This window comes from Ligilactobacillus ruminis DSM 20403 = NBRC 102161, from assembly GCF_900113455.1.
GTDB classification, from domain to species: Bacteria; Bacillota; Bacilli; order Lactobacillales; family Lactobacillaceae; genus Ligilactobacillus; species Ligilactobacillus ruminis.
This window is the reverse complement of the sequence record NZ_FOPI01000018.1, coordinates 35,847-50,409: the sequence shown is the minus strand read 5'-3', so window position 1 is coordinate 50,409 and position 14,563 is coordinate 35,847. Positions and strand designations below refer to the sequence as shown.

11 protein-coding genes, 1 tRNA gene and 2 rRNA genes are annotated in these 14,563 nt (G+C 39.3%); 10 read left to right on the top strand and 4 right to left on the bottom strand.

The window, feature by feature from the left end; all coding sequences use genetic code 11:
• Window positions 1-48 precede the first annotated feature (48 nt).
• The 5 genes from rrf (BMZ95_RS06610) (at window position 49) to BMZ95_RS06585 (ending at window position 7,140) form a co-directional block, all read left to right on the top strand.
• Window positions 49-165 (top strand): 5S ribosomal RNA (gene rrf / locus BMZ95_RS06610).
• Between the two features lie 5 nt (window positions 166-170).
• Window positions 171-242: transfer RNA gene (locus BMZ95_RS06605), tRNA-Gly, on the top strand.
• A gap of 38 nt (window positions 243-280) precedes the next feature.
• Window positions 281-397: ribosomal RNA gene (rrf, locus tag BMZ95_RS06600) — 5S ribosomal RNA — on the top strand.
• 837 nt (window positions 398-1,234) lie between these two features.
• Window positions 1,235-5,689: a glutamate synthase large subunit gene (gene gltB / locus BMZ95_RS06590; protein WP_056990428.1), complete on the top strand. Its 4,455-nt coding sequence runs from the start codon at window positions 1,235-1,237 to the stop codon at window positions 5,687-5,689.
• Between the two features lie 17 nt (window positions 5,690-5,706).
• Complete coding sequence (locus BMZ95_RS06585) at window positions 5,707-7,140, top strand: glutamate synthase subunit beta (protein ID WP_046922160.1); 1,434 nt, start codon at window positions 5,707-5,709, stop codon at window positions 7,138-7,140.
• Between the two features lie 345 nt (window positions 7,141-7,485).
• On the opposite strand, the gene BMZ95_RS06580 is transcribed toward BMZ95_RS06585, so the two are convergent.
• Window positions 7,486-7,941, bottom strand: coding sequence for a sigma-70 RNA polymerase sigma factor region 4 domain-containing protein (locus BMZ95_RS06580; RefSeq protein ID WP_039121108.1), 456 nt, complete (start codon window positions 7,939-7,941; stop codon window positions 7,486-7,488).
• A gap of 517 nt (window positions 7,942-8,458) precedes the next feature.
• Here BMZ95_RS06580 and BMZ95_RS06575 point away from each other — a divergent pair.
• From BMZ95_RS06575 to BMZ95_RS06555, 5 genes are all read left to right on the top strand, one after another.
• A complete protein-coding gene (locus tag BMZ95_RS06575) occupies window positions 8,459-8,671 on the top strand; it encodes a hypothetical protein (RefSeq protein WP_046922161.1) in 213 nt (70 codons plus the stop codon).
• 152 nt (window positions 8,672-8,823) lie between these two features.
• Window positions 8,824-9,324: a hypothetical protein gene (locus BMZ95_RS06570; protein WP_046922162.1), complete on the top strand. Its 501-nt coding sequence runs from the start codon at window positions 8,824-8,826 to the stop codon at window positions 9,322-9,324.
• Window positions 9,302-9,523 (top strand): PTS glucitol/sorbitol transporter subunit IIA family protein, encoded by a 222-nt coding sequence (locus BMZ95_RS06565; RefSeq protein WP_022280858.1) that lies wholly within the window; start codon window positions 9,302-9,304, stop codon window positions 9,521-9,523. Before BMZ95_RS06570 ends, BMZ95_RS06565 begins: the two co-directional genes overlap by 23 nt.
• Before the next feature lie 46 nt (window positions 9,524-9,569).
• Window positions 9,570-9,839 (top strand): DUF6275 family protein, encoded by a 270-nt coding sequence (locus BMZ95_RS06560; protein WP_046922163.1) that lies wholly within the window; start codon window positions 9,570-9,572, stop codon window positions 9,837-9,839.
• A gap of 32 nt (window positions 9,840-9,871) precedes the next feature.
• Window positions 9,872-10,099 carry a crAss001_48 related protein gene (locus BMZ95_RS06555; RefSeq protein WP_046922164.1) on the top strand — a complete coding sequence of 76 codons (228 nt, stop codon included), beginning with the start codon at window positions 9,872-9,874 and terminating at the stop codon, window positions 10,097-10,099.
• A gap of 430 nt (window positions 10,100-10,529) precedes the next feature.
• On the opposite strand, the gene BMZ95_RS06550 is transcribed toward BMZ95_RS06555, so the two are convergent.
• The 3 genes from BMZ95_RS06550 to BMZ95_RS06540 form a co-directional block, all read right to left on the bottom strand.
• Window positions 10,530-11,645 (bottom strand): site-specific integrase, encoded by a 1,116-nt coding sequence (locus BMZ95_RS06550; RefSeq protein ID WP_046922165.1) that lies wholly within the window; start codon window positions 11,643-11,645, stop codon window positions 10,530-10,532.
• A gap of 79 nt (window positions 11,646-11,724) precedes the next feature.
• Window positions 11,725-12,597, bottom strand: coding sequence for a DNA adenine methylase (locus tag BMZ95_RS06545; RefSeq protein ID WP_046922166.1), 873 nt, complete (start codon window positions 12,595-12,597; stop codon window positions 11,725-11,727).
• A gap of 36 nt (window positions 12,598-12,633) precedes the next feature.
• On the bottom strand, window positions 12,634-14,307 hold the full coding sequence (locus BMZ95_RS06540; RefSeq protein WP_046922167.1) for an AAA family ATPase: 1,674 nt from the start codon (window positions 14,305-14,307) through the stop codon (window positions 12,634-12,636).
• Window positions 14,308-14,563: the final 256 nt, after the last annotated feature.

Here is a 14,563-nt window from a genome sequence, read left to right as displayed (position 1 = left end):
TGAATATTGTCTAGTTTTGAGAGAACAAGGTTTTCTCAAGGAAAATAGTGTGGTGATGATGGCATGGAGGATATACCTGTTCCCATTCCGAACACAGAAGTCAAGCTCCATAGCGCCGAGAGTAGTTGGGGGATCGCCCCCTGTGAGGGTAGGACGTTGCCATGCATTATGCGGAAGTAGTTCAGTGGTAGAACATCACCTTGCCATGGTGGGGGTCGCGGGTTCGAATCCCGTCTTCCGCTTTTTTTGTACCTTGATATATGGTATGAAGAATTTATAGTATAGTGATTATGGTGCGAAGGATATACCTGTTCCCATTTCGAACACAGAAGTCAAGCTTCGTAACGCTGAGAGTAGTTGGGGGATCGCCCCCTGCGAGGGTAAGACGTTGCTATACGAAAAGCAAGAGGTTGGGGAAAACGAGGCCTCAAATCGAAAAAGCCGGGTGATTTGTAATCAATTGCAAATCTAATCCGGTTTTTTTCTTATATATGACGGTCGTCTTCTATGATGGAAATAGTCGAAAATAGTTTGGCAGTAAATTTGACTGAGAGCTTGGCGCGCTGATTTATCGGGCGATGCTTTTGGCAAAACTACTGCCGTTTACGGACACATCGAAAAAATAGAGCATTTGCCGTAAATCCGAATAAAATTTTAGCTGAAATGGTTGTGCAACGTTATTTTAATAAGATAGTTTTTTGCATGCAAAAAATCAAAGCAACGCTTTACGAATTCAATCGAAAATAGACCGCCTTTTCGTTTGGTATTTCATTTAATTAAAGTAAGAAACGGGACTTTTTTAGGCTTTGCGCAAAATGCAGGCGACATCAGTTGAATATGTCTTATTCATAAATATTTGCCAGCTTGGCGCGTAGCGTTAAACAGCATGAATATTTTCCATTTAAAAGAATATTGTATATTGATTTTGCTTAATTATCCGATGATATTTTCACGTATTTCTTTTTATATAAAAGCAATTAGTTGTTAAAACTTAAAGAATTTAAGATGAGTTTGGTTAACGTGATCTAATTGAGAGAAAATCTCAATTAGATTCTTTTTTTAGTTCGCTTAAAAGCGTTTACATTGACTTTGAATGGCTTTATATTAGGCCATATGCGAACGATTAAAGAAAAAGCCTTGATTTTTAGGGCTTATTCGCTTAAATTAGATATAAGTTAGAAAGATTTAATTTGAGAAGATTTTTCTTTGAATTTGTACGAGGTGGGGGATTGAAATGACAGAAGAAAGCAAAACAATGTACTGTCATGGCTATGAACATGATGCTTGCGGCATGGGTTTTATTACCCAGATTGACGGTAAGCCGAGCCATGAACTCATTGAACGAGCACTTGTCATGCTTAGTCGAATGAATCATCGCGGCGGTACTGGCTCAGAACCTGATACTGGAGATGGTGCTGGTATTTTATTTGCTATGCCTGACAAGTTTTTTCAAAAATATGCTGAAGAACAAGAGTTTACGCTTCCGAGCCTAGGAGATTATGCTGTTGGCATGTTTTTCTTGCCGCAAAAAGAACAAGAAAAAAATGCCATGCTTGGCTCAGTCACGGCAGAAATTACGGCATCAGGATTTAAAGTCTTGGCGACGCGAAACGTTCCGTACATTTATGAAAATTGCGGACCTACCGCGCAAAAGGCCATGCCTGGATTTGAACAAGTCATTATTCAGCGTCCGGCCGATACCGAAGCAGGGCGTCCTTTTGAAGATCGTCTGTATCATTTGAGACGTCACCTTGAAAAGACATATTCTTCAAATGAATTTGCAATTGTCAGCCTTTCAAGCAAGACTCTTTGCTACAAGGGAATGCTTCATGCTTATCAAGTCGGTCAATTCTATCCTGATTTACATGATCCTGACATGTGTTCTGCGATTGCGCTGACTCATTCTCGTTTTTCAACCAATACTTTTCCTAGCTGGAGTCGTGCGCAACCTTTCCGTTTTATTGCGCACAACGGTGAAATCAACACTTTGAAGCGTGCCGAAAATTGGATGAAGAGTCATAATATTGAAGTCTACAATGAAGAAGACTCTGATTCTGCCAAATTGGAAAACTGCATGGAATATTTGTATCGCAATGGTCGTGATATTCCGCAAGCGCTTTTGATGATGATGCCTGAATCCTGGAGCGATAAGATGAATCTTCCAAAGGAAGAAAGAGACTTCGATGAATACAATTCGTCATTCATTGCTCCTTGGGACGGTCCTGCAGCTCTTTGTTTCACCGATGGCACGCAAGTTGGTGCCATTTTGGATCGAAACGGGTTGCGTCCTTCTCGATACAGTCTGGTAAAAGGGAACTTTTTGATTACTGCTTCTGAATCAGGCGTTTACGATGTTGCACCTGAAGATATTATTGAAAAAGGAATCTTGGGTCCAGGAGAAATGATCTTGGTCGATACTTCCAAAGGACGTTTTTACAACACCAAAGAAATCAAGGAATACTATTCAACTCAGCATCCTTATGGCGAATGGCTCGAAAACGAGCAGGTCAAACTCAATGAATTGCCAGAAGCAGATATCGTTGAACACCTTTCCAAGCATGCATTGAAGACTCTTTGGCGTCGTCATGGATATACGGAGGACATTATTCGTGATTCCATCATTCCGATGGCGCAAAATGGCGAAGTTCCTGTTATTTCAATGGGATTTGACTCACCGTTGGCTGTTTTGAGTGAAAAGCCGCAGTCATTGTTTACTTACTTCAAGCAACAATTTGCGCAAGTCACGAATCCACCGATCGATGCAATTCGTGAAAAACAGATGATTGGTACTGAAATGTACTTGGGTGCTGACGGAGATATTTGCAAAGATGTTCCGGAAAATGCCAAAAAAATCAAGATTGATTCTCCGATGCTCGTTAACGGAGAATTTGAAAGATTGCGTCATTTAAACGGCAAGAGCGGCTTCAAGACTGGAGAGGTCTCATTATGCTACAGCAATGTCGAACGCCCGCACAGACTGCAACAGGCTCTTGAAGATTTGTTCCGTGATGCCGAAAGCAGAGTTGATGTCGGATGCAACGTTTTGATTGTCACGGATCGCGGTGCAACGCGTGATGATTTGGTTATTCCGGTTCTTCTAGCGGTTTCAGGCTTGAATAATTACCTTGTTCGAAAAGGCAAACGCGGTTTGGTGTCAATTGTTGCTGATACTTGTGAAGCATGCGAAGTGCATCATTATGCAACGTTGTTGGGATATGGGGCTTCTGCGATTCATCCTTACGGCGTATACGCAACGCTTGATTATTATGACCTCTCCGACAAGAAAGAAGCTTATCGTTCGGCTGCTGAAAAAGGAATCATTAAAATTATGAGCCGTATGGGTATTTCGACGATTGTTGGCTATCAGGGTGCCCAATTGTTCGAAGCTGTCGGCATTTCAAAAGAAGTCGTTGACGAATACTTTACCGGTACGGTTTCACGTATCGGCGGGTTGACTCTTGATCAAATTGAAGAGGAGTATCTTGAACGCTACAAAGCTGCATTTGGCGAAAAGGCAAATGATGCTCTTCCGACTGATGGCAGTTTCAAGTATCGTTTTGAAGGCGAACATCACATGTTCAATCCGATGACGATGTATAAATTCCAACAAGCGGTCAAGACGGGCGACTACAAGCTTTACAAAGAATACGCAAAATTGATGCACGATGAGGAATTGGCGCATCCTTCCACCCTCAGATCGATGTGGAATATCGAATCAGATCGAGATCCCGTTCCTTTGAGCGAAGTTGAACCAGTCAGCCAAATCGTCAAGCGTTTCAAGGCTGGGGCCATGAGTTTCGGTGCGCTCTCGAAAGAAGCACATGAATGCATCGCTCAAGCGATGAACGAACTCGGCGCAAAGAGCAACTGCGGTGAAGGCGGCGAAAATCGTTATCGTTTCAAGAAACAGCCTGACGGACGCGACATCAACAGTCGCATCAAGCAGGTCGCATCAGCACGTTTTGGCGTTAATGCTGAATATTTGATGAGTGCTGAGGAAATACAGATCAAAGTTGCTCAAGGCGCCAAGCCTGGTGAAGGCGGACAGCTTCCTGGTGCTAAAAACTTCCCTTGGGTTGCTGAGGTTCGTGGATCGGTTCCCGGCGTTCGGTTGATTTCTCCTCCGCCTCATCATGATATTTATTCAATTGAAGATTTGAAGCAACTTATTTATGATTTGAAACAGATCAATCCTAGTGCTGCCGTTTCTGTCAAGCTTGTATCAAGCACAGGCGTTGGTACGATTGCGACGGGCGTTGTCAAATGCGGTGCGGACAAAGTCGTTATTTCAGGGTATGACGGCGGCACGGGTGCCGCTCCTCTAATTTCCGTGCGCGATGCCGGACTTCCATGGGAAATGGGAATTTCAGAAGCTCATCAGACGCTTGCGTTGAACAATCTGCGTCAGCGTACGACGATTGAAACTGATGGCAAGCTTATGACGGGTCGCGACATTGCCGTTGCAATCATGCTCGGTGCCGAAGAATTCAGTTTTGGTTCGCTTGTGTTGGTTTCAATCGGCTGCATCATGATGCGCGTCTGCAGCAAAAATACTTGTCCTACCGGTGTTGCTACGCAAGATCCCCGTTTGCGCAAATTCTTTAATGGCAAGCCGGAAGATATCAAAAATTGCATGCGTTTCCTGGCCGAAAATCTTCGCGAAGAAATGGCTGAACTTGGATATCGCACGGTCGATGAACTTGTTGGACATACGGAACATTTGAAACCGCGTTTTGTTGCCAAGGGCAAGGCAAAATCGCTTGATTTCGATCGCTTGCTCGGAACGTCGATCGGAATTTCACGCAAATCAAAAGATCCGTTTGCTCCAAAATCAGAGTGGCCAGACCTCAATGCCTTTGCGGAAAGCGCAATTCAAGAAAAGAAGGCGGTTGTTCTCAAGTCTTCAATCAACAATATTCATCGTGCTGCCGGGACGAGAATCGGTGGCTGGATCGCCAAGCGTTTCGGTAACAATGGTCTTCCTGCCGGGCATCTTAAATTTGAATATACAGGCGTTGCCGGTCAAAGTTTCGGTGCGTTCATGCCGCAAGGCTTGGAGCTTAAACTCATCGGTGAAGCAAATGACTATGTCGGCAAGGGATTGAGCGGCGGACGTTTAATCGTTCAGGCTCCCGCCAAGGCGAAGAAGATTTACAGCAACGCTCCGATTGTCGGAAACGTTGCCTGCTTTGGAGCTACTGGTGGTGAAGCATACTTCAACGGACGAACCGGTGAACGTTTCTGCGTTCGCAATTCCGGTGCAACGGTTGTTGCCGAAGGCATCGGTGACCATGGCTGCGAATACATGACCGGTGGCATTGCAGTCGTTCTTGGCTCAACCGGCTGCAACTTTGGTGCTGGAATGTCCGGCGGGGTTGCCTATGTTTACGATCCGGAAAAGAAGCTTGAGGAAAACTGCAACATGGATATGATTGAGTTGTTCAAGCTTAATGAAAAAGGCAATGATTCCGTCTTAAAGGAAATTTTGGAAAAACATGTGAAGTTTACCGGTTCCGAAAAGGCCAAGAGCCTGTTGAACAACTGGAAGAAAGAACAAGAAAACTTTGTCAAGGTCTATCCTAAGGAATATCGTCATATCAATGAGATCATGGCAGAATGCGCCAAGAAGGGCACGCCTAAGGATCAACTTGAACAAAAGGCTTTCGATATTATTACGGCATCCAGGTAGAAAAGGAGAATTGAATTATGGCAGATCCATTTGGTTTTATGAAATATCCGCGTGTCAACAATCCGATTCGACCGGTTGCTGAACGTATCAAAGATTTTGAAGAAATGGAAAACGTTCTTTCAGTCGAAGAACGCAGAAAACAAGCAGCACGTTGTATGAATTGCGGTGTTCCTCACTGTCATGCTGGCCAATTTTATTCCGGTGGGCGCGCAGTCAGCGGCTGCCCGAATGATAATCTGATTCCTGAGTGGAACGATCTGATCTATCGTGAAGAAGACAAGCATGCTTTTGAAAGATTGACTTTGACAAATCCGCTCCCGGAATTTACCGGACTCGTTTGTCCTGCGCCTTGCGAAGTTGCTTGCAATGAGGCTTTGAACGGCAAGGGCATTACAATCAGAAACAACGAACGCTATATCATTGAAACGGCTTATGCGAACGGTTGGGTCAAGGAAAGTGGGATTCCTTTGCATCGCAACGGAATCAAGGTTGCAGTCGTCGGAAGCGGTCCGGCAGGATTGGCCTGCGCATGGCGATTGAATCAGCTTGGCTATGACGTGACCGTTTATGAGCGCGACGATCATCCGGGAGGATTGACGATGTATGGCATCCCGAATATGAAATTGCCTAAAGAAATCGTTGCTCGTCGTGTCAAAATCATGGAAGAAGTCGGAGTAAAATTCGTTTTGAACACCGAGGTCGGTATCGACGTTTCCGGAGACGAATTGAAACGCAAGTATCAACGAATCGTTCTTGCGATTGGTGCCCGTCAAGCGCGTGATTTGAACGTTCCTGGACGCGAATTGGAAGGCGTCCGTCTTGCAGTCGACTATTTGACCGATGCGACAAAGAGCGTTCTGAAAAACGGGACCAAGGCAAGCAAAGAACTTGAAGGCAAAAAAGTCATGGTCATCGGCGGTGGAGATACGGGCAACGACTGCATTGCAACGGCCATCAGACAAGGTGCGGCAGATGTCAAGCAGCTTGAAATTACTCGGCGTCCGCCTTCAAAACGTCCGGCTGATAATCCGTGGCCTCAATGGCCACGCGTTGCCAAGACGGGATACGGTCAAGAAGAAGCCAACGAATTATTTGAAGGCGTCTTGACTCAGTATGAAACCACGGCAGTTGGGTTTGAAGGCGTCGATGGGCACGTTTCAAGCGTGACGACATGTCATGCGCAACTCTTCAAGCCCGTTCCGGGAACTGAAGAAAAGCATCCGGTTGATCTTGTGCTTTTGGCAATGGGCTTTACGGGAGCACAAAAGCAATTCTTGGATGAATTCGGCGTAACTGAGGTTAACGACGATTATACGACAAATGACGAAAAAGTTTACGTCGCAGGCGATGCTCGCCGTGGACCGAGCCTTGTAATTTGGGGCATCCACGAAGGGCGCATGGCAGCTGAAAAAGTCAATGAGGCTTGCAAAGCGGCTGCCCATGCCGAATAAGCGACATGTTCGGCATAAGACATTAACATCATTTGGCAATCAGGACTTAAGAGGTTTGGTCCTGATTGCTTTTTTGTTACGAAAATTTTGGGATGTGATGCAAAGTGAAATCAAAAATTAAAAGGCTCAATCAACTCTGAATTTTTCAGCAAACAAAAAGAGCCTTAAATTTCTTCAAGACTCCTTTAGCATTATTCGATGCAGGAAGCTAAAAGCTACCAGTCCACAAGCGAGGACAGTTTCTTACGGCAGCGGTTCAAGGCATTATACGTCTTTTGATCGGAAATCCCTAAATTTCTTGCTGTTTCTTTAACTGAGATCGTATTCAGCCAATCAACCAAAACGCTACTTTCCAAAGACGTTAATTTGCCTGGGCATTTTGGCCATTACCTGCTCAAGCGCAATTTTGGCTTCAAGTTCGCTGAAAGTATTTTCAGAGATAAATGAATCGTCATCGCCGCAGATTGAATCGAGCGGAACTGCCAGCACGTTTCCCATGCGTTTATTAGCCGTTTCTTCACGCTTCAACGTCGTCAGCCGATTATACAGGCTAGCCTTGAAATAGCAGCCGTAAGTTGCTTTCGTCGTTGTCTGATTGTAGCTGAGAGCCGTAGAGCAACAGATAATATAAGCCTCTTGAAGCAAATCGTCCCGATCCAAAGTTCTGAAATGAAACGAATTGATCGCCCTAATAACCAACGGCTTGTATTTTGCAAACAGCTCTGCCAATGAGTCCTCGCAATGGTACTCCTTAAATCGTCGAAGCAATTCTTTCGTTGCTTCATCTTCGTTTTGAGTCATGATAATGCCCCCTTATAAATATTCCTGTCGTGACTTGAATGTCACGAATATAATATAATTCATTTTAAGTATTTTGTCAGTGTTTTTTCATCTTAAAATCCCATTTTTAATAATTACGTAATATTAAAGAAATAAAGTAACAACTAAGTCTGTTTTTTTGTAAAAAATTAATTTGACAATTTTATCATGAAACGGTGGTGAATAGTCTTATCGGTTTCTGGTGTAGTAAGTTTGAAGAGAGTTCTTAATCACTCGATCTTAGAGAATTGGAGCTCCAAATTGATTAATAAGTCTATTGAGACTTATTTTGTTTCGTGAGTACAGAGATTGTGTAAGGAACTTTAAAAAGATAATACGAAATCAAAAAATTGCAATAGGGGGGATGTATTAGGAAAGTATGATGAAACCGGAGAAAAGGAAGTTTTATTTGCCAGAAAATCATCATTATAAAGTCTAAAATACTACTTAGAGGAACGTTCAAATAATAAATCAGTTCCGATTATAGAGGTGGTAGAAAATGAATAAGAAACCTCATTCTGACAGAAGATGGCATGACGCTGATTTTGAAACTGTAATGAACCTTAAACCCCTTAAGCACTCAGAAGAGTATAAGAAGATGGCAAAAAAGTTTTTGAGCGAGCTATACGGTAAGGAATTAAAAGATGAAGACTTGCCGGAAGAACTGAGACCTGCAAAAACGAATGACAAAGATAACGAAGATGACAAGTAGCAAATAGTATTCAAGACGGGCCAACCGTCTTTTTTTATGCCCTTTAACCACTACGGCGTTGAGCGGTGTCAGTGGACTGCAGAGCCAAAGGCGTGTCCGACGTGTGCAGAGTATGCCAGGCATAACGATGGTGTGTATATCGCGTCAAGGACGTGCCTACACTGCCTGCGCATCCGAACTGCCGGTGCGCACTGTCTGCATACTGGAAAGATGAAAAGAGTAATGTTGAAGTAGCTAGATTAAAGAGAAAGAAAAATACTGAAAAGCGAGTTACCATTAATAAAGAAAAACAACGTAAACTAATAGCTGAATTCAGAAAGAACGGTGGCAAGGTTTGGCAGGACGCTGAAGCAGAAGCTTATTTAAAAAAGAAAGGGGCAAATGCCATTGTACTAAGTGAAGATCTTATAGCATTAAAAAACAAGCCAACTATAAGTGAAGTTTTAGAAGAACTTTATCATGTTAAGCAATTTAGAGATGGCAAGATAGATTTAACAAATGTTTCTAGATATAAGGCTGAAATTGAAGCCCAAAATTATTTATTATCAGTAAAAAATTTATATAATATACCTAAAGAAGAAATTTTAGAAACTAAGGCTAATTTGCAATACTGGAAGGAGAGATTGAAAAATGAAAAAAATAGAAATTATTAATAAGTTTTCAGCTCCTAAAAGCACAGTTTTAATCACTAACGAAGAATTGCCTGAAGAAATATGGATTGGCGATAAAGCAAAAATTAATGGTGAAACATATACTATTACAGGTGTACCTATTTCAGATAGAAATACATTTGTAGTAGACAAAACTGATAAAATAAATGTAGGTCAAATTGTTAACTTTTACAAAGCTTAAGCATTCACATAAATAATGTGGGTGCTTTTTATTTTTGGAGGAAATTATGGATAATGGAAAATTTATAGATATATGTAAAAATGAAGTGGTTAAATATACTAATGATCATTTAGATAAAACAGATGGTAAACAGATTAGTTCAGATGATGTTTATGTAGTTTGGTTAACTAAGGTTTTACAAAGTAATAAAGCTTTATTATCAACTACATTGTTTGATGGTATGTATTATGAATTAACATATAACGGAGATAAAAACGAATTGTACATTGATGTGTACAAAAAGTTTGAAAATAAAGGATTAGTATTAGACGACTAGCAATAGCCGTCTTTTTTATAAGGAGAATTAAAATGAATGATTACAAATCAAGAATGAAACAAGAATATTTAGAATTAACAACTAGAATTAGTAAGTTACGTCGAATGATTGTATTAGCTAAAGCAGATAAGCTAGAATTTAAGCTAAGTTGTAAGGATGAATTGTTAGAAGAACAATTAGAGGCTATGGAAAAATATGCTTTGGTATTAGAAACTAGAGCTATTATTCAAGAAATTGAATTAATGAAAGAAGAGCTTTAGATGAGGCTCTTTTTGTTGGACACCGGCTTAGTTATTGATGCATTATAACGTTGTGTGAAAATACCCAGGCAGGTCCTGACAGCAGCTGACCAGTTTGGCAACTGCGCCAGAACCAGAGCACCCCCGTTTTTCGGGGGTATTTTTTTGTGCAAAAAATAAAGGCTCTGCATTTTGACAGAGTCTTGTATTCATAATGTTGCATAAAAATTCTTAAGAAAAATCCATCCCCAAGGTTACGGACAACAAGACAACACTTTAAACAATCACAGATAATCATAAAAAAATAAAACACCGACTTAACGGTGTTTTAAAATCATAAATCATTATAAAATGTTATAAGAAAGCCACTTACCGGCTTGATATATATTGATATATCAACGTTTATAAGGAAAAATGTCACCAAAGTGTCACCAAGGTTCAAAATTTGATACTATTCTGCTATCCGATGGCTTGTCTCGATTCCAACATTATTAAGGATATTTTCGATGTCGTCATCCGCTTTTTGTCTCAGTTCATCGATTAAGTACGCATATCTGCGAGTAGTTGTTGTCAAATCAGAATGGCCTAGTCTCTTGCTGATGGCGTATATATCCACACCTTTGTATAAGAGCAGGGCAACGTGGCTATGTCTAAGAGCATGGAAGTGATAGCTTGGCTTATTTATGCCTAACTGCTGCAAAGACTTCCGAAGCGTTTTGTTGCACCCTGCCGATGTAGGTATAGTTCCAGAAGCATTACAGAATACCATTTCGGAGTGATTGAATTTTAGCTGAGCGATGATATCAAGCAGCTTGCTGTTAACCCTGATGATTCTGGCTGATGATTCGGTCTTGGTTGGGATATACTTCTTCATCACAAAATCCCAGGCTTTATTGATGTCAATCGTCTTCCAGTTGAAATTGATATCGTCCCATGTCAGCGCTGCTATTTCCTGTAACCTCATTCCGGTCATGATAGCTGTATAAATCATATAGTAGCTGGTATATCTTGGGTCTAACTTACTTTCAAGGTATGCAGCCAACTTGTTTATTTCATCAACATTAAGATAATCGACTTTGTGTTCTCTGTCAGAATTCCATACCAGTTCAACGTTCTGTGTAAAATCCTTAGTGATCAGGTCGTCAAGAATAGCGGACTTGACACACGATCTGATGATGGAGTTGGTCTTCTTGACAGATTCAGGGGCGTGGTAAGCTCCGTACTCATTGATAAACCTCTGGTAATCTCTGCGTGTAATTTCATCAATTTTCCTAGAACCATAAAACTCGGCGAGTTTAGATTGAATTACCCTATATTTACCGGCCGTGATGTAAGATATTTTGTTTTCTTTGTATGTTCGGAACCATTCGTCAAAATACTGCGCGAACGATACAGATTTATCGGTGATTGTCGAATCGTCTTTTTTTATCTCCATGGATCTGGCCCATCGGCTAGCTTCAGCTTTCGTGGAAAATCCAGCTTTAGATTTGAATCGTCTTGTTCCAGTGGAATCATACCAAGACACACGAACTCTCCATTTATCGTTTAATTTAGTTATAGATGCCATGATAATTCCTCCTTCATAAATAAAAACTTATGTTCCCTTAGACGTATTTTTAAACCCGTCAAAATCGACGGGTTTAATACTAGATTTGCAAGAGGTTAACCTTATCAAATGAATCGACTAATGTATTATTATTGGCAAAAAGATACTCTTCTGATTTACGTTTTTTTCCGGCCGAGTAATTTAGACTATACTTATAAGCTTTAACATAAGGTGAATATAAATGCCTTATATCCTCCTCTAAATCATAGGTTGTTATCCATTTGTAATTATTACTGAACTTTAGAATGTTATTAGCTAATATTGAATGGTCATTTCGGTCTACAAAAGACAGATACAAATTTTGACCTTGTTTAAAGTATGGGGGATCATAAAAGATAAATGTACTATGATGGTCATACTGTTTCAAATTATTAGCAATAAACTCATTGGCATCTAAATTATAAATATGGATTTTTTCTTTGAAATCATGAATGTTTTCAATTTTTTTAAGCAAGCTTTCTTTGTTAAAACGACAGTCTAATTTATATTTGCCTGCTTGATTTAAACCACCAATAGGACCGGCCTTAATAATGCCGCTTCGGTTAGTTCTGTTTAGATAGAAGGTTGCAAAGCCGTTTTCTACAGAGGTGGGATTATTTTTAAATTTTAAATGTATTTGTTGTTGCCTATGCCATTCGTTGATGGTTATGGGAGTATTAATAAGCAAGTTCTTAAAATCATCATAATTATTGAGAATTGAATTCCAAATAGCAAAAATTGAAGAATCATAATCGTTAAGAACTACTTCTTCAACGGAACCATCAAACAGTAATTCAAGTGCTACACCAAAGCCACCAGCAAAGGGCTCGATATATGTTTTATGTGTATTATTAATATCCAATAAGTGCTTTACGTAACTTGCTAACTGTGTTTTCCCTCCTGGATAACGCAATGGGGACTTCGTTACTGGCATATTCATCACCTCTCAGAGAAATAACAGAAATCACAATTAACTATTATCTCCTAAACTATTAATAATTCTATCATATGACTTCTTTAAGATGCTACAGAATTTCTTTACTTCGGCCTCATGATCATTAATCCAATATTTCATAAAATAGTCAATGTAGATACTGTTATCTGTAAACCAATGTTTATAAAAGTTCTTGTCAGTATCCTGTCCGTTATTCATATTTTTAATGGTCTTTGGATTAATACCTGAATTGCTAAGATAAATGTCGTCAAATAGTTTATGATTACTATCTAGGTTGTTTACATATTCCCATATCATCTTTTCTATGGAAGTATTTCCTGGTAAGACAAAAACATTTGATATTAGTTGATTAACTTTAAAATTGACAATACTTCTCTTACTAATATATTCTTTTAAACTTGAATCATCATTTTCTAAACTTAAATCAGGATCAAGTATAAATAAATGTGTTTCGAAAGTTCTATAATCTTCATCAGCTAATGCTATTAAAGAGTTACAACTGATATTAAAATCAAAAAACTTCATATTAGAAAAATCCTTTTCCATTTTCATCATTGATATAATTTTCTTTAAAAACATTCTAGATACTTCATCTTCAGTATAGACCGAAACGTGTTGAGACTCGGAAAGGATTTTTGAATAAGTTTCTTGGAGATCATACCTATAGAATTGTTTAATTGGATTTTTGGTGACTTTTATGCTACCGGGAGTAAAACAACGTAAATAATTAACAATAACATCTTCGTTTTTAAAGCGTGAATCGCTTATATGTTCAAGTAAAGTAAGGCTATGAGTTGTAAAAACTATTTGTAGATTTAAAGACAATGATTTTTTTAGTAACCAATCAAAAAGCCTATTTTGAGCAGCTGGATGTAGGCTTGCATCTAACTCATCTATTGCCAAAATACCACCAATATAGTCATCTCCTAGCTTGTCTTTTAAAATTTGAAATGATAGGACACTTTCTATGATTTGACCAGTATTATCTTGACCATTTGAATTTGAAGCATATCCATAATTTTGAGAATTGATAGTTGCTTTCGCATGTTTAGTTCCAACGTCGACGTTTAACATAGTAGTAGTATCTAATTCAAGCTCTTCAGATAAGATTTCTGAATGTACTGCTAAGATTTCATCAGAGATACTTTTAGGAATATTTTTAGTATTTGCTGAATCATATTCTCCAATGGGCGCTAGTCTAGATAAACCTAAATATAATGATGGCCATATTACTTTGGCAGTACTACTATTTGATCTTTTAGGAATAAGTCTATATCTTACATAATTGATTTCTTTACTTATTTTAGAATAATAGTTAGAATCACTTATTTTTTTGTACTTAACTTCTTTTTTCGAAGCTTTATGCCTACTAGCTCTAAAATTAATTTTCTTTGCCGCTTTATATTTTTCTAGGTTTGCAGGTAAATCACTAAAATAAACGCTAGCTTTATCGCCGGCTGTATCAAATTTTTCATCATACATGATAATATCAGCAAAATCGCCACGAAAAATTGAACCATTTATAGTCTTTTGTCCTGTTAACTCGCCGACATTAGTCAAGACAGCTAAAATAGTAGACTTGCCTATCCCGTTCATACCAGCTATAACAGTGATATTCTTACCTAATTCTATAGTACATTCTTCTTTGAAGGCTCTATAATCATGTAAAGTTAATTTATTTATCCACATATAAAATAACTCCTAAAACTATTTTGAGATTATCTTTTAATAACATAGAATCATTGGTCATAATCATTTAAATCTAAGATATTATCTAAGTCTGACAAATATAATATCCGATAAAATTTTATATTATTACTAACTCTTCAGCAGCTAATTCCAAGCTGCGTCTATATTCTTCGGCATCAGCTTCCTCGTTGAAGTCAACGGTTAATTCTTTGTATTCTGCAAGTTTCTTCTTAATTTCAGAAATAGATACCTTATA

Bases quoted from the DNA above. Each gene is read 5' to 3' on its own strand.
- BMZ95_RS06580 (WP_039121108.1), bottom strand. From the start codon at position 7,941: ATGACTCAAAACGAAGATGAAGCAACGAAAGAATTGCTTCGACGATTT.
- BMZ95_RS06565 (WP_022280858.1), top strand. From the start codon at position 9,302: ATGAAAAAAATAGAAATTATTAATAAGTTTTCAGCTCCTAAAAGCACA.
- BMZ95_RS06555 (WP_046922164.1), top strand. From the start codon at position 9,872: ATGAATGATTACAAATCAAGAATGAAACAAGAATATTTAGAATTAACA.
- BMZ95_RS06540 (WP_046922167.1), bottom strand. From the start codon at position 14,307: ATGTGGATAAATAAATTAACTTTACATGATTATAGAGCCTTCAAAGAA.
- BMZ95_RS06575 (WP_046922161.1), top strand. From the start codon at position 8,459: ATGAATAAGAAACCTCATTCTGACAGAAGATGGCATGACGCTGATTTT.
- gltB (WP_056990428.1), top strand. From the start codon at position 1,235: ATGACAGAAGAAAGCAAAACAATGTACTGTCATGGCTATGAACATGAT.
- BMZ95_RS06585 (WP_046922160.1), top strand. From the start codon at position 5,707: ATGGCAGATCCATTTGGTTTTATGAAATATCCGCGTGTCAACAATCCG.
- BMZ95_RS06550 (WP_046922165.1), bottom strand. From the start codon at position 11,645: ATGGCATCTATAACTAAATTAAACGATAAATGGAGAGTTCGTGTGTCT.
- BMZ95_RS06545 (WP_046922166.1), bottom strand. From the start codon at position 12,597: ATGCCAGTAACGAAGTCCCCATTGCGTTATCCAGGAGGGAAAACACAG.
- BMZ95_RS06560 (WP_046922163.1), top strand. From the start codon at position 9,570: ATGGATAATGGAAAATTTATAGATATATGTAAAAATGAAGTGGTTAAA.